17 protein-coding genes, 1 tRNA gene and 2 pseudogenes are annotated in these 16,377 nt (G+C 61.3%); 7 read left to right on the forward strand and 13 right to left on the reverse strand.

Annotated elements, in window-relative coordinates:
* Positions 1-107 precede the first annotated feature (107 nt).
* Both cra and QU606_RS12010 read left to right on the forward strand, forming a co-directional pair.
* Positions 108-1,103: a catabolite repressor/activator gene (gene cra, locus QU606_RS12005; RefSeq protein WP_024073395.1), complete on the forward strand. Its 996-nt coding sequence runs from the start codon at positions 108-110 to the stop codon at positions 1,101-1,103.
* Between the two features lie 2 nt (positions 1,104-1,105).
* Complete coding sequence (locus QU606_RS12010) at positions 1,106-1,882, forward strand: TatD family hydrolase (RefSeq protein WP_277379134.1); 777 nt, start codon at positions 1,106-1,108, stop codon at positions 1,880-1,882.
* Here the strand turns inward: QU606_RS12010 and QU606_RS12015 are convergent.
* The 6 genes and pseudogenes from QU606_RS12015 to QU606_RS12035 form a co-directional block, all read right to left on the reverse strand.
* Entirely contained in the window at positions 1,829-2,266 is a 438-nt protein-coding gene (locus tag QU606_RS12015; RefSeq protein ID WP_304998417.1) for a hypothetical protein, read from the reverse strand. The genes QU606_RS12010 and QU606_RS12015 overlap by 54 nt on opposite strands.
* A 129-nt stretch (positions 2,267-2,395) precedes the next feature.
* Positions 2,396-2,905: pseudogene (locus QU606_RS32895) on the reverse strand (methyl-accepting chemotaxis protein); the annotation flags it as partial.
* Positions 2,906-3,253: 348 nt separating this feature from the next.
* Positions 3,254-4,393, reverse strand: a pseudogene (locus QU606_RS32900) (HAMP domain-containing protein); the annotation flags it as partial.
* A gap of 184 nt (positions 4,394-4,577) precedes the next feature.
* A complete protein-coding gene (gene ampE, locus QU606_RS12025; RefSeq protein WP_024073391.1) occupies positions 4,578-5,414 on the reverse strand; it encodes a regulatory signaling modulator protein AmpE in 837 nt (278 codons plus the stop codon).
* Entirely contained in the window at positions 5,411-5,974 is a 564-nt protein-coding gene (ampD, locus tag QU606_RS12030; protein ID WP_024073390.1) for a 1,6-anhydro-N-acetylmuramyl-L-alanine amidase AmpD, read from the reverse strand. Before ampD ends, ampE begins: the two co-directional genes overlap by 4 nt.
* A 61-nt stretch (positions 5,975-6,035) precedes the next feature.
* Entirely contained in the window at positions 6,036-8,186 is a 2,151-nt protein-coding gene (locus QU606_RS12035; RefSeq protein ID WP_304998419.1) for a DUF1631 domain-containing protein, read from the reverse strand.
* 244 nt (positions 8,187-8,430) lie between these two features.
* On the opposite strand from QU606_RS12035, the gene nadC reads away from it, so the two are divergent.
* Entirely contained in the window at positions 8,431-9,279 is an 849-nt protein-coding gene (gene nadC, locus QU606_RS12040; RefSeq protein ID WP_024073388.1) for a carboxylating nicotinate-nucleotide diphosphorylase, read from the forward strand.
* A gap of 121 nt (positions 9,280-9,400) precedes the next feature.
* Here nadC and QU606_RS12045 read toward each other — a convergent pair whose 3' ends face one another.
* The 4 genes from QU606_RS12045 to QU606_RS12060 all read right to left on the reverse strand — a co-directional run bounded on the left by QU606_RS12045 (position 9,401) and on the right by QU606_RS12060 (position 11,826).
* Entirely contained in the window at positions 9,401-9,706 is a 306-nt protein-coding gene (locus QU606_RS12045) for a DUF6388 family protein (protein ID WP_024073387.1), read from the reverse strand.
* Between the two features lie 150 nt (positions 9,707-9,856).
* A tRNA-Thr gene (locus tag QU606_RS12050) sits at positions 9,857-9,929 on the reverse strand.
* Between the two features lie 39 nt (positions 9,930-9,968).
* On the reverse strand, positions 9,969-11,378 hold the full coding sequence (locus QU606_RS12055) for an O-antigen ligase (RefSeq protein WP_304998420.1): 1,410 nt from the start codon (positions 11,376-11,378) through the stop codon (positions 9,969-9,971).
* Positions 11,379-11,412: 34 nt separating this feature from the next.
* On the reverse strand, positions 11,413-11,826 hold the full coding sequence (locus tag QU606_RS12060) for a pilin (RefSeq protein ID WP_024073385.1): 414 nt from the start codon (positions 11,824-11,826) through the stop codon (positions 11,413-11,415).
* Positions 11,827-12,027: 201 nt separating this feature from the next.
* Between QU606_RS12060 and QU606_RS12065 the strand changes: the two genes are divergently transcribed.
* The 4 genes from QU606_RS12065 to yacG are packed head-to-tail and all read left to right on the forward strand — an operon-like array spanning position 12,028 to position 14,916.
* A complete protein-coding gene (locus QU606_RS12065; protein ID WP_193690171.1) occupies positions 12,028-13,236 on the forward strand; it encodes a type II secretion system F family protein in 1,209 nt (402 codons plus the stop codon).
* Positions 13,233-14,099 carry an A24 family peptidase gene (locus QU606_RS12070; RefSeq protein WP_069075202.1) on the forward strand — a complete coding sequence of 289 codons (867 nt, stop codon included), beginning with the start codon at positions 13,233-13,235 and terminating at the stop codon, positions 14,097-14,099. The genes QU606_RS12065 and QU606_RS12070 overlap by 4 nt, the downstream gene beginning before the upstream one ends.
* Positions 14,096-14,719 carry a dephospho-CoA kinase gene (gene coaE / locus QU606_RS12075; protein WP_024073382.1) on the forward strand — a complete coding sequence of 208 codons (624 nt, stop codon included), beginning with the start codon at positions 14,096-14,098 and terminating at the stop codon, positions 14,717-14,719. The genes QU606_RS12070 and coaE overlap by 4 nt, the downstream gene beginning before the upstream one ends.
* Positions 14,716-14,916: a DNA gyrase inhibitor YacG gene (yacG, locus tag QU606_RS12080; protein ID WP_017845472.1), complete on the forward strand. Its 201-nt coding sequence runs from the start codon at positions 14,716-14,718 to the stop codon at positions 14,914-14,916. The genes coaE and yacG overlap by 4 nt, the downstream gene beginning before the upstream one ends.
* On the opposite strand, the gene QU606_RS12085 is transcribed toward yacG, so the two are convergent.
* From QU606_RS12085 to QU606_RS12095, 3 genes are all read right to left on the reverse strand, one after another.
* Positions 14,913-15,128: a hypothetical protein gene (locus tag QU606_RS12085; protein WP_003171680.1), complete on the reverse strand. Its 216-nt coding sequence runs from the start codon at positions 15,126-15,128 to the stop codon at positions 14,913-14,915. The genes yacG and QU606_RS12085 overlap by 4 nt on opposite strands.
* Positions 15,129-15,204: 76 nt before the next feature.
* Positions 15,205-15,894 carry an energy-coupling factor ABC transporter permease gene (locus QU606_RS12090; RefSeq protein WP_024073381.1) on the reverse strand — a complete coding sequence of 230 codons (690 nt, stop codon included), beginning with the start codon at positions 15,892-15,894 and terminating at the stop codon, positions 15,205-15,207.
* Positions 15,891-16,358 carry an FAD/FMN-containing dehydrogenase gene (locus QU606_RS12095; protein WP_069075203.1) on the reverse strand — a complete coding sequence of 156 codons (468 nt, stop codon included), beginning with the start codon at positions 16,356-16,358 and terminating at the stop codon, positions 15,891-15,893. Before QU606_RS12095 ends, QU606_RS12090 begins: the two co-directional genes overlap by 4 nt.
* Positions 16,359-16,377 lie beyond the last annotated feature (19 nt).

The raw sequence follows: 16,377 nt of genomic DNA on the forward strand, positions 1-16,377 counted from the left end.
CTTGAAGAACCACTCGGCACTTGAGCTGAGACATTAGTCGTGTGCAGTAATCGGTTACGATTGGACAAAATGTCGGGGCCAGCTCTAAAAAACAAGGAAATCCCGGTTTGAAACTCAGTGATATCGCACGTCTGGCCGGTGTGTCCGTAACCACCGCCAGTTATGTCATCAACGGCAAAGCCGAACAGCAACGCATCAGCAGCGCGACCGTCGAGCGCGTGCGTGCGGTGGTCGAAGCCCATGGCTTTACGCCCAACCCCCAGGCAGCCGGGCTGCGCAGCCGGCATACCCGTACGCTGGGTTTTATCCTGCCGGACCTGGAAAACCCCAGTTACGCACGGATCGCCAAGCTATTGGAACAAGGCGCCCGCGCGCGCGGTTATCAATTGCTGATCGCCAGCTCCGACGACAATGCCGACAGCGAACGCCAACTGCTGCAACTGTTCCGCGCCCGACGCTGCGATGCGCTGTTTGTCGCCAGTTGCCTGCCGGCCAGCGACGACAGCTATCGCGAGTTACAAACCAAGGGTTTGCCGGTGATTGCCATCGACCGGGTGATGAACGCCGAACAGTTCTGCTCGGTGGTCAGCGACGACCGCCAGGCCTGCCAGCAACTGACCAGCAGCCTGCTGCAACCGGTGCCCAAGCAGATCGCGCTGATCGGTGCGCGGCCTGAGTTGAGCATCAGCCAGGAGCGCGCCGCCGGTTTCCGTGAAGCACTGCAAGGTTTTACCGGCGAAGTGATCGTCGAACAGGGCGAGGCCTTCAGCCGCGATTGTGGCCGCCAACTGATGGAGCAACTTCTCCATCAACTGGGGCATTTGCCTGACGCGCTGGTGACCACCTCTTACGTGCTGCTGCAAGGGGTGTTCGACGCGCTGCATGATTTCCCGCTCAGATCGCGCCCGCTACGCCTGGGGACCTTTGGTGATACGCAGTTGCTGGACTTCCTGCCGTTGCCGGTCAATGCCATGGCCCAGCAACATCAGTTGATCGCCGACACGGCGTTGCGCCTGGCCCTGGCCGCCATCGAAGAAGAGCAGTACCAACCCGGCGTGCATGCCATCGGCCGGACCTTCAAGCGGCGTATTCACGAGGCTTGAGCGTGGAGCTGATTGACACCCACACCCACCTCGACTTTCCGGACTTCGACAGCGATCGCCGGGAAGTCCTCGCCCACAGCCGCCAACTCGGCGTGCAGCGCATGGTGGTACTGGGGGTGTATCAGCAGAATTGGCAGCGGTTGTGGGACCTGGTGCAAGGCGATGAAGGCTTGTTCGCCGCCTTCGGCCTGCACCCGGTGTACCTCGATGACCATCGCCCCGCCGACCTGAAGGAGCTGGGCGATTGGCTGACCCGCCTGCACGGCCATCGACAACTGTGCGCTGTAGGCGAGATCGGCCTGGATTACTTCCTCGAACAACTGGACCGCACACGCCAGCAACACCTGTTTGAAGCCCAACTGAAACTGGCCGTCGATTTCCAACTGCCAGCGCTGTTGCACGTGCGCCGCAGCCATGCCGCTGTGATTGCCACCCTCAAGCGTATCCGCCTGCCACGGGGCGGCATCATCCACGCCTTTGCCGGTAGCCGGGAAGAAGCGCGCGAATACATCAAGCTGGGTTTCAAGCTGGGCCTGGGCGGTGCCGCCACCTGGCCCCAGGCCCTGCGCATGCATAAGGTGCTCGCCCAACTGCCCCTGGACGCGGTGGTGCTGGAAACCGATTCGCCGGACATGGCCCCCGCCATGTACCCCGGCCAGCGTAACAGCCCGCAACACTTGCCCGATATCTGCACCGCGCTGGCCGAACGCATGGGCCTCAGCCCGCTATTGCTGGCTGAAGCGAGCACACGCAATGCGTGCGAGTTGTTCAATTGGTAGGGCGTTGACCGGCCTGACCACTTGCAGGTCCAAGGTCATCCGCTGCCGATGACGGGCGTAGCGTGCCACCAGGAAATGCACCAACAGCACCAGCAATGAAATATTCAACTGCCCGATAACGCTGATCAGCCCGAGCCACTCTGCCACCAACGCCACGATCAGGGCCACGCAGGTGAACACCACCATGCTCAGTCGTACCAAGGCCCAATGGTCCAGTGCCCTGAACTGACGCAGTTGCCGGGTGCAGCACAACTGCAGAATCCTATGGCAGTACGGGCAATCGAAGGGCTCTTCAATGGCAATGGCATTCAACTGCCAAGGCTTGAGTTCGAAGGTGATGTCGCAATGGGCGCAGTGCCCTTTGATGCCTATGGCAGCGCTCATCGTCTTGCCTCCCTTGGACTGTGATTATTGGCTGAAACAAATTCTCACCCATTCTCGGCAGCAAAGACGAAGCACAAGAAAATCAAGACAAGTACCACTCCCGTAAAAGAAACATCCTACTCAACAGTCTTACACGCGAAACGCGCCGATCAATTGCTTCAACTCAATCACCTGGCGCGACAACTGCCGGCTGGCCGCCTCGGCCTGATGGGCACCCTGGGCGGCATGTTCACCTGCACGATTGATTTCAACGATGTTCTGGTCGATATCGTGGGCGACGGCGGTTTGCTGCTCCACGGCCGCCGCAATCTGCTGGTTCTGATCGACGATCATGCCGACGGCACCCAGGATGTTTTCCAAGGCCTGCTGGACCTTTTCCGACTGCCCCACCGTGCCATTCGCCATGGCATGGCTGGTTCCCATAGCCTTGACCGCCGCGTCGACACCACTGTGCAAACGGCTGATCATCTGCTCGATTTCCTCGGTGGAGTGCTGGGTCCGCCGCGCGAGGGTGCGCACTTCATCGGCCACCACCGCAAAGCCGCGCCCCTGCTCTCCGGCGCGAGCGGCTTCAATCGCGGCGTTCAGCGCCAGTAGATTGGTTTGCTCGGCAATGCTCTTGATCACTTCCAGCACGCTGCTGATCGATTGGCTATCGGTCGCCAACTGGTTGATCACCCGCACCGACTCATCAAGGTCCAAGGCCAGGCGCGCGATGCTGCCTTGCTGGGATTGCACCAGGCCACGACCGCTGACGGTTTCATCGTTGACGCTATGGGCGCTGCTGACCGCCGCCGCCGCATTGCGCGCCACTTCCTGGGCCGTGGAGGACATCTGGTTCATGGCGGTCGCCACTTGCTCGATCTGGCTGCGCTGGCCGGACACCGCCTGGTTGCTGCGGACTGAGACCGCCTCCACTTGGCTGGCTTGCAGCTCTACCTGGCCGACGGTGTGGCCGACGCGCTCGATCAGGTCGTGGATCTTGGCCACGGTGCCATTGAACACCTCGCCCAGTTCCCCCAGCTCGTCGCGACTATGAGCGACGAACGTGACCGTCATGTCGCCCGCCGCCACCTTGTCCATCATCCCCCCCAGGCGTCGCAGGGTGGTGCGGGTGGAGGCATAGAAGCCAGCGTACAAATAGAAGATCAGCAAAAACACCGCCGCCAGGGCACACACCAGCACCACCATGTGCGTACGGTACTGCGCCAGGCGCTGCTCCAGCTGGTGCCCGAGAAACGCCAGCGTGGCTTCATCGAGCTGATAGGTCTGGGCCATCAGTTGGCTGACGTTGTCGTAGAAACCCTGCCACGGTGCGTCGAGGGTTTCAGCCATCACCACCTGCTCTTCGAAGACCTCACTGGCTTGCTTGAGGCTGGCATTGCTGGCCTTGGCCAGGCTGTCGAGCGCAGCGTGGGCGGCCTGGCTGGAACCGAGGGCGTCCTGGAGTTTCAGGGCGTATTCGGCGTGGAGTTTTTCCAGTTGCTGCAGCAACTCGTCAAAGCGGGTGCTGGAGGACGAATTGAGGAACCCCTGGCCCAGGGAATAGGCGCCCATCGCCCGCCCCTCCCCCAGCGTCTGGGTGACCTGCGGAGTGATGCTGGTGATCAGCTCGCTGAGCTGGCGCAAATCGCTCTGGGGGTCGCGGCTCAAGCCGGCCTGGCTGGCGATGATCTGGCTGAGCATCTGCGCTTTGTTGAGCAACTTGCCGATCAGCGCGCTTTTACTCAGCAGGGAGGACTCCTGCTGCTGGGCCTTGAAGGCAGCGATCAATTCGTCGCGCTTGGCATCGAAGGCGGCAATTTGCTCAGGGTCGGTGGTCATGGCTGTGAGCCCCTGCACCCGTGCCAACACATGCTGCTCCAACGTGCTGATCTTGCCTTCAAGGTCGCCAGCCTTGCCGGACTGGCCCAGGGTTGCGTTGATTTGCACCTGGTTGTTGAGGGTTTCCAGGTCGCGGCGCAGGGCCAGGCTGCTGCCGAGCAGATCGAGGCTTTGCAGTTCGATGCGGGTGCCCTGAAATTCACGCCACGAATCACGCACCAGGAAATAGTTGGTCGCCAGCATGGGCAGCAGGAACAGCACACTGATCAGGCTGAACTTCATGCCGAAGCTCAGGCGGTTCATCAGCGCGACGGCGGGATAGAGCAAGCTCTTCACGGGTGAACTCCCTTCCTATTATTTTTATTTGAGGCGCAGGGCGGCGGCAGAAAGCCACTATTTGGCGCTCCGTCTGTATAGCTCAAATCGAAAGGGAGTTTTGTAACTTAAGGTTAACGAGAACGGAGCCGGCGGGCCGGCTCCTCCCAGGTCAGGGCAGCACCGTCCAGATGGCGAACCCGGCATACCACAGCACCGCCGCACGCAGCAGCAGTTCCCACAGGCGATCCAGGCTGTTGATGCCATCAGCCCCCACCACCGGCGGCGGAATCTCAGCGGCCACCAGACCGACTTTTTCGACCAACTGCGCGGCGCTGATATCCCAGCTCAGCAATTCGTGAAGCATCACACGGCTGACCGCGACAAAGTTGCCCACCAGGGCAAAGCTGGCCGCCAGCAAGCGCACCGGTAACCAGTCGAAGGCATGGCGCAGTTGGCCGGCACGCTCGGCTACCAAGGGGTTCTGGCTGTGCTCACTGGCCAGTGCCAGCAGGCGATAAGCCAGGGCCGCGACAGGGCCCAGCAGGAAGTACCAGAAGATCACCGCGAAGAAACTCTGGTAGGCCTGCCATAGAAGATGGCCCTGAACCCGTTCCAGCAGTTGTTCCCCGCTGTCCGCTGCGATCTTCAGGTCTCGCTCGGCCACATGCTCGGCGGCCTGCAAGTCGCCCCGGCGCCACGCATCGCGAAACGGTCCGAGGCCGGCGAGCAGATCCCCCCGCCCCAGGCTGTAGATCACCACCAACAGGTGCACCGGCAACGCCAACAGGCCGTAGGCCACCGGCTCCAGTACCAGCAGCAGCAAGGCCAGCAAGGCCACCGGCAACAACACCAGCAGCGCCAGGATCAGCCACGGCTGCTTGCCCATGCGCGGGCTCGCCTCCAACTTGGCCAGCTCGCGTAACCAGCCGCCATCACGCTGCAACCGCTGGCGCAAGGCCGAGAATTTCTCGATCCACACGGCCAGCACCAATACCAGGAAACTCATTGTGCGTGTCCTCCATCCTGCAGGGCGCTACGAAAGCGTACCCAATCAAAAGCGGGGCCAGGGTCGGTCTTGCGCCCCGGCGCGATATCACTGTGGCCACAAATGCGCTGACGGGTAATGTCGGGGTAAGCCACCAGCAACTGGCGCGTCAGGTCGATCAGCGACGCATACTGCGCATCCGTGAACGGCAAGTCATCCGTACCTTCCAGTTCGATACCAAGGGAAAAGTCATTGCAGGTCTCACGCCCATCGAAGCACGAAACCCCGGCATGCCAGGCCCGGTCGAGGCACGATACAAACTGCGTCACCGTGCCGTCGCGCTCAATCAGAAAATGCGCAGACACCCGTAAGTCGGCAATCCCTTCAAAGTAGGGATGTTCCGTGACATCCAGGCGATTCTGGAAAAACGCCTGCACCTTGCCGGTCGCGAACTGCGCTGGCGGCAGGCTGATGTTATGCACCACCAACAGTGAGATTTCGCCGGTGGGGCGCTCGTTGAAGTTGGGCGAAGGGCAATGCGCAATGCCCTGGCACCAGCCGCTGGTGGGGTCCAACTGCATACAGGATCCTTGAACGTGACGAAGTGTGACCAGTATGCCGCGTTCCACCCGGTGGGTGCGATCACTTGCCGCGATTGAGTTGACGCAATGTGTTCGTCACCGCTGCCAGCGCGCGGTCGAACAACAGGCCATCGTCCAGCAGGCGCAAGGTGCCACGCTTGAACGCCAGCGCCAGTTGACCGACGCTTTTCTCCAAGACCTTGAGCCCCATGCGGTTGACGAAAATGTAGCGGTTGGACGGTGCCATGATCGCCGTAAGCTTGCAGCGCAGGGGGGGTTCTTCAAGCGCCTGGAACTCGACCCAACCTCCGACACGCAGTTGCTGGACCTTGAGCCGCGCGGGATCGTCCAGCGGCAGGTCCTCGGCGGTGTCGGGCAGGCCCGGGCTGAGCACAAACGGCTGGCTGACTTCGACCAGGGTCTCGACGCCCTCACCCGCCTGAATATGCAGGGCCTGCAACCGCACAAAAAACTCACGCGTACTGAAAGGATCGAACGCCGCGCTGGTCAAGCCATCGCGCAACGCTTTGAGCAAGCCCGGTAGTTGCTCCAGTAAATGCCGCCCGGCCTCGGTGTCTTGCTGCAGGCTCACACTCCAGATCAACTCGTCCATGGTCCGCAACCCCGCCTGCCATTGCACCGACTCTTCGCCGTGCTTGAGGCTGGCCAGCAACAGTACCTGGCTCCAGGCCTGCTGGAGAAACTGCACCACCGCGCGCGGCAGCACTTTGCCCAGCAGCCGGCGGTTCAGCACATCCGCCACGCGCTGGCGAGCCTCTTCGGTACGCAGGTGCCCGGCTTCAGCGTCACGGGTGTGCTGTTCGATCAGCTCACTGCGGCGCCGCTCGTTCGCGGTAAACGCACAGAACTCCGTCAAAAGCTGGGTAAAAATCGCCGGATCCTCGACAAACTCGTTCAACAAACGCTGTACCACCTGCTCGATGCGCACGTACAGGCTGTCGCGCTGATACTCATCGCACGGGTTCCAGGTCATGGCCATGGCCGCGATTTCATTGAGCAGCCGACGGGCCGGGTGGCTGGGGCGACTGAAAAAACTCTTATCCAGCACCGCCACTTTCAGCAAGGGAATCTGCAAGCGTGCGATCAAGGCCTTGAAGGCGTCAGGCACGCCAGGGTCATTGAGCATGAACTCGAACAGCAGGGCGATCAGGTTGATCACGTCTTCGTCGGCATCCTCCACCACGCGGGACTTGCCACTCTTGACACTGACCCGGGTCAACAGCTGTTCAAGCTGGTTGCGCAAGTCGAAGTCGTCCTCGACGTCCGGCTCCGGTACGTATTGCTGCAAGTGCGACAGCAGGCGCAACAGGTCACGGGTGGCAATCGGCTGAGGTTCGGCACTGGCTTCGAGGGTGGGCGCCACGCTGCCACGTACGGCCGCCAGCAGTTCCTGCAGGGCGGCAAAGGCTTGCTGGCCGTTTTCGTCGACCGGTTGATCGGACGTCGGCACATTGTCTTCACGCGGATGCTCGCGTGTCGCCCGCCCGCCGAGGCGCCGCGACGGCACAGCCTTGAGCTCGGGCAGCACCCCCGTGGCAACCAGCAACTGATTGGCCTCGCCGTACAGGTAGTCGGCGTCGCTGAGGACGTACTTTTCAAATAGCTTGAGCATGATCAGCTTGACGCGGATTTCCACCCCGAGGCTGCGCCCTGCCCGCAGGAAGAACTCACACAACAACGCCGGCCCCAGGGGGTTCTCACGCTCATCCAGGTGCTTATCCAGCAATGCATTCAGGCGCGCGGTCAATTGCCCCAGGGCCAAGCCATCGCGATGGCGCACGCGAACCAGCATGGCCTCCAACGCCACGGTTTTTTCCCGGTCATCGCTGGAGGTGCCTGACGCCGTATCGTAGGAAACCACCGGAACCAACTGCAGGTCACCGCGCCCAGCCTGGCCCAGGTTGGCAAAGGCCTCGAACAGTTGCTCCATGAACACCCGTTCGAAATTCTTGCGCTTGAGGCGCAAGTCACGCATGGCTTCAAAGAAAATATGGTGATCGATGTTGTTGCGGGCCTTGTCGGCCATTTCGAACAGGGTGTCGTCGGCGTTATCGAACAGTTCCTGCAAGCCCTGCTGCAATTGTTGCGCGGACTTGTCGCGAACCTGCAGCAATACCACCGGCAGGCGAGCGAGCGGCGATGGCGTGGCCTGTGCCTTGTGAATAGGCACCACCTTTCCGTCATTGTGCATCCTGGCCTCCTGAAACGGCGGTGTGGGTTGGGGAACGATCGGGTACAGGGCCGGCTGGGCACTGCGGTTTTCCGGTTATCACCAGTACGTCAAAGCTATGACGCCAATTGCAAGGCGCGAGATTATCTTGCAAATGAGGGCCGTTGCGCCAGCAAACTCTGTCATTGGCGTGTAAATGAGCAGGTGGCTGGGTTCAAACGCGCGCTGCCCCTATAATCGGGGCACTTTGTTTGTGGAGCCTGTTATGCCGAACCTCCGTCTTGCCGACCTCACCGCCGAAATCGAAGCCAATGTGCGCCGCGCACTGCTGGAAGACATCGGCAGTGGCGACATCACCGCACAGTTGATCCCGGCCGAACGGCTGGCCAAGGCCACGATCATCACGCGCGATGCGGCGGTGATCAGTGGTACCGCTTGGGTAGACGCGGTGTTCCGCCAGCTGGACCCGCGGGTCGCCGTGCATTGGCAAGTCGCCGACGGTGAACGCGTGAGCCCCAACCAGGCGCTGTTCCACCTTGAAGGCCCGGCACGCTCGCTGCTCAGCGGCGAGCGTTGTGCGTTGAATTTTCTGCAGTTGTTGTCAGGCGTAGCCACTCGGGCCCAGTACCTCGCCGATTTTGTCGCCAGCACCCAGGTCAAGCTGCTCGACACGCGCAAGACCCTTCCCGGCCTGCGCCTGGCGCAGAAGTACGCCGTGACCTGCGGGGGCTGCCACAACCACCGTATTGGCTTGTATGACGCCTTTCTGATCAAGGAAAACCATATCGCGGCCTGCGGAGGCATTGCCCAGGCCATTAACGCCGCGCACCAGATCGCCCCAGGCAAGCCGGTGGAAATCGAAGTGGAAAGCCTGGACGAATTGCGTGAAGCCCTGGCGGCGGGCGCCGATATCATCATGCTCGATGAACTGAGCCTGGATGACATGCGCGAAGCCGTGCGCCTGAATGGCGGCAAGGCCAAGCTGGAAGCCAGCGGCGGGATCAATGAAAACACCCTGCTGCCCATCGCAGAAACCGGAGTGGATTACATCTCCATCGGCGCGATGACCAAGGATGTGAAGGCGGTGGATTTGTCGATGCGCCTCAGTATTTGAGCACCTTAACTGTAGGAGCGAGCTTGCTCGCGAAAAACCTGAGAACGCCGCAGGGTACCAGGCAGCCCGCGTCATCGTTAGCGATTTTCGCGAGCAAGCTCGCTCCTACACAAGCAAGCGCTTAAACCACCAGGTCATTCATCTCGCAGTACTCTTCCCACTCGACACCCAGCACCTCGGCCGCTTCCTTGTGCAGGGCCAGCCGTGCCGCTTCGAACTCTTCCGGTGTCGAGGTGTACTTGAGGGTCAGCTCCCAAGGCTGCAAGCCCTGGCTCTCGGCCTCGTCCTCGAATGCCCACTGGATCTGGTCACGCTGATCTTCAGCGCTCAGGTCCTTGATCTCTTCTTTAAGCTGCGGCGATTCCCCGATGTACTTGTCGAGGGCTGCTTGGTGCCGAACTTCCTGGGTCATCTCAGTCGTGGTCATGTTGTTCTCTTAGATCGAGGAATGGGGATGCATCTGGGTCATCAAGGTTGCGCAGATACAAAAGAACAGGCACGAATGCCGGCTCGTCTGGCCTTCAGAACCATTCTGGGATCATCTGAAAACGTTGCCTTTGAAACACTGTTGCCTTTGTGCCCGAGACAGGAATCGAACCTGCGACCTTCGCGTTACGAGTGCGCTGCTCTACCGGCTGAGCTACACGGGCGGTGGGCTAAAGCTAGCACCGCATCGGGCGTCCGGCAACTTACGGCGGTGAGAGGGCAATCACGCCCTGAGCCCAGAAGCGCGGTTGCAGGTACCCGCCACGGGTATCCAGATAGCGCTGCTGCGCTTGCTGGAGATGCGGCAGGTCACGCACGGCCACCCACACCAGCAGACCAACGGCCAACACACTCGCCACGTTCCAGGCGCCCCAGGCCAGGGGCAATGCGGGCGTTGCCGGGGTGCGCCAGGCATGCAACGCCATCAGCCAGCCCACCACCAGCGCCAACCACACCTGCGAGTTAGGCATCACGATCACACCATCCACCATGGACTGCGTCAGCGCGCCGATCAGCGACGCAAACAGGCAGGTGCGCAGCAGGTCGGCACACGTTGCAAATTGCGCCCGTTCACGGAGTACGCCAACGGTGGCCCAACTCGCCCGCCACGCCAGAATTGCCACGCATAGGGCCGATGGCATGCCCCATTCACTGGCCCATTGCAGGATCGCCTGATGGGGGTGGGCAGCAATGTTGTTGGCAATATCGGCGAAGTGCATCGGCCCAAAACCCAACCATGGATGCTCGACCAGCATGTGCCACGCTTGCCACCAGATCGGGCCGCGCCCCGACAGAGAGGTGGTCAGGCGATCGGCTGCCGCCTGGGAAACTTCGATGCCCAGGTACCCCAACAGCACCGTGAACAAGAGCCAATACAGCAATAGCCCACCGCACAGTGCCACCCACTGCCAGGCCAGCCAGCGCCGCCCCCAAGGCCCCAGCACTGCCAGCACCCCACTTGCCATCGCCATGCCAAGCCACGTGCCACGTGTGCCGCCGCTGATTGCGATCAACCACCAGACACACAACAACGCCAACACCGCACTTCGTACGGGACGGCTGACGCCGGGCAGCAGCAGGGGAAGGGCCAGCAACGGCAGAGTGAAGGTCTGGAATTGACCGTAGAAACGCTTATTGGCAAAACCTGACAGGAGCAGGTCAGGGTCCAGTAACCGTTGACCATTGGTAATAACCAGCAGGCCAGCATGCAGATACTGGATCGATTTGATCAGGCACAACAGCACCACGACCAGCACCAGGACGCGGTCCAAAGGCTCACCGCCGTGGCGCCGAAGCAAGGCAAATGCAAGCGCAATCGCCCCACAGACGATAAACAGCGCCACCTCGGTGAATGCCCAGAGTGGCTGGTGGGCCAGGGCCGAAGACAGCAGGCCCAGCCCGATAATCAGCACCAGGCCGATGGCGGTGGGCCGATCCACCAGCCGCTCAATCGGAGAAACCGACAGCCCATACAGCACCGCACACAATCCCAGGGCAATCTGCACCCCTCGTTGCAGGTCGTGCCCACTGAAGGGGGCACAGATACCCAGCACCAACAGGCACACCGCTGCCACCAGGAAAACATTGCCGCGCTGCTGCAGGGATAACGACATTGGCCACCTTTACATCCATGTGCGGGGCTTGACGTTAAGCGCCGCTGGCATCACAACCCTTGGCGGCGTATTTCGCCTCAGCGGTGGTCACGCACTTCCAGCCGGCGGTGGCGCTGCGCGTCAGGGTGATGGTCTTGCCCAGCACCGGCGCCGGGGCATCGAGTATTTCGCAACTGATGGAACCGTTACCGGTGGCGACATCCCCGGCCACGTCGATCTTGCAGTTGGCGGTCGGGCTGGTGCCGCCGACCAGTTCCAGCTTCGGCTCGGTGCCTTGGTTGAAAACATCCTCGTAGCCGGCTTTCAACGCGGTGATCTCAGCCAGCCCCGCGGTGAACTTGGCCTTGGCCTGGTGCGTGGTGTACATGGGCAAGCCGATGGTGGCCAAAATGCCGATGATTGCCACGACGATCAACAACTCGATCAAGGTAAAGCCTTTCTGACGCATCACATTCACTCTCCAGAATAGAACCCATGACAAGGCGCGTCCTGCACCCCGTATTTCACAGCCGCGCCAGTGTACTCACCCGCGAGCGGCCCATCGCGCACAAGACGCACATTCTGACATTTTATCGTGCAACACCAGGCCGCCCGAATTTGTCACCTGACTAAGCTATAAAACTTCGACGAACTGGGTGCGGAAATGGACATGGACAACGCTTCAAGGACCTACGCGTGGGAAGGCACCAACCGCCAGGGGCACAGGGTGTCCGGGCACACCACGGGCCACAACCTCGCCCTGATCAAGGCAAAGCTGCGCCAGCAAGGGATCCGCCCCAGCAGCGTGCGCAGGCAATTCCCCGGCCTGGCCTGCCTCGCCGCGCCGATCAAACCCACTGACATCGCCCTGCTCACCCGCCAGTTGGCGACCTTGCTGAAAGCCGGCATTCCTCTGCTGCAAGCCTTCGACATCATCAGCGACGGCTTCGAGAGCCGGCCGATGCAGGAACTGCTCAAGGGGTTGACGCAGGACATCGCCGCCGGCACCGCACTGGCGACCGCGCTGCGCAAACAGCCACGCTATTTCGATGACCTGTACTGCAACCTGATTGCCGCCGGCGAACAGGCCGGGGCATTGGAAACGCTGTTGGAGCGCGTTGCCACTCACCTGGAAAAGAGTGAGCAGCTAAAGGCGCGAATCAAGAAAGCCATGACCTACCCGATCGCCGTCCTGGTGGTGGCGAGCCTGGTCAGCAGCATCCTGCTGATCCACGTAGTGCCGCAATTTCAGAACCTGTTCGCCGGAGTCGACCGACAGTTGCCCGGTTTTACCCTGCACGTCATCGGCCTGTCCACGTTCATGCAGCAAGCCTGGTGGGCTCTGGCGCTTGGCCTCGGGGCCGGTTTTTTCGCGCTGCGCCACGCCTATCGCGTAGCCCCTGGCTTTCGTCAGGGGCTGGATACGGGTTTGTTGAAAGCCCCCTTGGCAGGCACACTGCTGAAGAAATCGGCCGTGGCACGCTATGCCCGCACGCTTTCCACCACGTTCGCGGCTGGGGTGCCGCTGGTACAGGCATTGGATTCAGTGGCAGGTGCCGTCGGCAACGGGCCGTACAAGCAGGCGATCAAACATATGCGTCATGAGGTATCCACAGGCATGCAGTTGAACCAATCCATGGCCGCCAGCGGTCTCTTTCCAGGCATGGCAATTCAGATGACGGCCATCGGCGAGGAGTCGGGCACACTCGAGCGCATGCTGGAAAAAGTCGCGAACCACTATGAATCGGAAGTCGACAACCTGGTCGACAACCTCACCAGCCTGATGGAGCCGCTGATAATGGTGGTGCTGGGGGGCATTGTCGGGGCGCTGGTAATTGCGATGTACCTGCCGGTCTTCCAACTCGGTACAGCGTTTTGAACCTGCTGCTGACTGAGCAGCCATGGGCGTTTGTCGCAGTGGCCCTGGTACTGGGGCTGATCATCGGTAGCTTCCTCAATGTACTGGTATGGCGCCTGCCGAAAATGCTTGAGCGGGAATGGCGCGCACAAGCCCTTGAAGTGCTCGGCATGCCCGCCGACCCCGCCGGGCCCACCTACAACCTGATGCACCCCAACTCCTGCTGCCCGCACTGCAATCACCCGATTCGCCCGTGGGAGAATATCCCGCTGCTCAGCTACCTCATGCTCCGGGGGCGTTGCGCCCATTGTCAGCAGCCGATCAGTGCACGCTACCCCATCACTGAACTGGCCTGCGGGCTGATCTCGGCCATGGTGGCCTGGCATTTTGGCTTTGGCTGGCAAGCCGGGGCAGTCATGTTGTTGAGCTGGGGGCTGCTGGCAATGAGCCTGATCGATGTGGATCACCAACTGCTACCCGATATCCTGGTCCTGCCGCTGCTGTGGCTGGGGCTGATCATCAACAGCGCCGACCTGCTGACCGCACTGCCGGACGCACTGTGGGGCGCGGTGATCGGCTACCTAAGTCTGTGGACAGTGTTCTGGCTGTTCAAACTGGTGACCGGCAAGGACGGCATGGGCCATGGTGACTTCAAGTTATTGGCGCTGCTTGGCGCCTGGGGCGGCTGGCAGATTCTGCCGATGACGCTACTGATGTCTTCGCTGGTGGGCGTGATCGTAGGGCTGATTCTGATGCGCTTGCGCAAGGCTGAGATCTCGGCACCGATGCCGTTTGGTCCCTATCTGGCAATTGCCGGCTGGATTGCCGTGCTCTGGGGTGGTCAAATAACCGACTTCTATTTGCAGTCTGTCGGTTTCAGATGACCACTTCTGTTGCAACACCTTGGATCCTTGGCCTCACTGGCGGTATCGGCAGCGGCAAAAGCGCTGCGGCCCAGCACTTTGTCGACCTGGGCGTCGACCTGGTGGATGCCGACCACGCCGCCCGTTGGGTGGTCGAGCCTGGCCGTCCGGCGCTCGCCCGCATCGCCGAACACTTTGGTGCCGGCGTGCTGCAGCGCGACGGCCAACTGGACCGCGCCGCGCTGCGCAAGCTGATCTTTGAAGTCCCCGAAGAACGCCGCTGGCTGGAAGCCTTGCTGCACCCATTGATTGGCGAGGAGATTCGCAATCACCTGGCCCGCGCCCGATCGCCGTATGCGATCCTGGTGTCACCGCTGCTGATCGAATCCGGCCAGTACCACATGACCCAGCGCATCCTGGTGATCGATGTACCGCAATCCCTGCAGATTCAGCGTACCCTGCTGCGCGACGGCATCAGCGAACAACAGGTGCAGGCGATTCTCAAGGCCCAGTCCAGCCGCGAAGACCGCCTGAACCATGCCGATGACGTACTGGTCAATGACCGAGACCTCGCCTGGCTGCACAGCGAGGTCGAGCGACTGCACCACTTTTACCTTACTTTGCGTGGAGGCCGATCATGAGCCAACCCTTGACCGTCGAATGCCCAACCTGCGGCGCACCCGTGGAATGGAAAGCGACCAACCTCAACCGGCCGTTCTGCTCGGACCGTTGCAAGCTCATCGACCTGGGCGCCTGGGCCGCTGAGGAACACAAGATCCCCGTGGCGCCGGACGCCGAAGACGAGCTGTTTTCCGAAGACCTGCCGCCGCGCCATTAAGGCCGCATAAAGGCATATTCCTGCTGGTCGTCGAGGTTCTCTGCAAGGTATTGCAACTCGTCGGCCAGGTCTTCGAAACTGCGCACACCTTTGCTCTGCTGCACCACGGCGCTGAGCATCGCGCGCAGGGTCAAGCCTGGGTCAAAACCGATTTCCTGCGCCGCGTCCTGGCTTCTGCGCAACTCCTGCCGTGCCCACTCATACACACTCATGATTTGTACTCCCGCCTTGCTCAGGAAAAGTTTCGCAAAGCATGGGCCTGCCCCGCTGCGAGCGATTTGACCTGGGTCAAGTCTGCGAATCGTCGTCCTTCCAGGGTGCCGAGAGGTAGCGGGTGCGATTGAATGTCTCCAGCCATTCCGGGCAAAACACCACCAGCGCGCTGATCACCATGCCGTTGATAAAGGCTTCTGGAAAGATGATCAGCCACAGGTAACCGACAAAATCCTCCAGCCATTCCGGCATTGCAAAACGCCCGTCGAACCACAACAACCCCAGCCCCACCAGCAGGCAGAGCAAGGCTGACAGCGCAGCGGCAAAAAAACCGGAACAGAAGATATACACGAAGGGATTGCGTGGCTGCGCTCGTTCCACCAGCAACGCGCAGGCTTCGGTGACCAGCACGGGCAGCACGACCAGCAGCAGGCCGTTGATGCCTACCGCAGCCAGGTCCTGGCGCCCCAACAGCATCAAGCCCAACTGGGCGGCAAACCCGCCGACAATTGCCAACGGCCAATCGAGCAACAGAGTAACGGCGGTCATGCCGATAAAGTGGTAGGAGACGCCGGTGTCGAAATCCCGCCGCACCAGCCATAACATGAACAGCGCGAACACCGTGCCAAACAGCAAATGCTGGCGCCGCCGATCGGCGAACAGCTCGACCCACGGCGAGCGCAGGATCGCCCATAGCAGCACAGGCGCATACAGCAACCAGCCAATGCCGAGGGTAGCCGGCGCCAGCACTGCCGCACTGATCACGGCTTGACCTGTTCCAGGGCTTGGCGCAGTTCCGCGGCCGAGCTGTACTCGTGTTGAGCAATCAACTTGCCGTTATCCAGTTGCAGCCAGAGCACTTTATCCGCGGGCGCGGGATAGCGCGGAGCAATACGGGCGTCCCGGTCGAGCATCACCCGATAGTTGTAGGCTTGCATCGCCGGCACTGCGAACAACTTGGCGACCAGCCGAGGCATGCGCTGGATGTCTGCGACAAACACCGCGTGGCGCGCCTCGAGATAACCTTTGGGCTGGCCTTGCAAAGCCGCGTCCACCTGCTTGGCGGCGTCCATGCTGCGGGCGACCAACAGGATCTGCGCCTGGTCATCCAGGGTGTAGGCCTGATCGAACTGATCCAACAGGGTCCAGGGCGCCACGCGCTCGCCCACCTCAACGGCCTGGGCCCAGACAGGCAACAGGCTCAGCAACAGCACGGCAAAAAACTTCACTGCACACCTCATGCTAGGG

It is taken from the genome of Pseudomonas sp. OVF7 (assembly GCF_030644265.1).
Taxonomy (GTDB): Bacteria; Pseudomonadota; Gammaproteobacteria; order Pseudomonadales; family Pseudomonadaceae; genus Aquipseudomonas; species Aquipseudomonas gorinensis.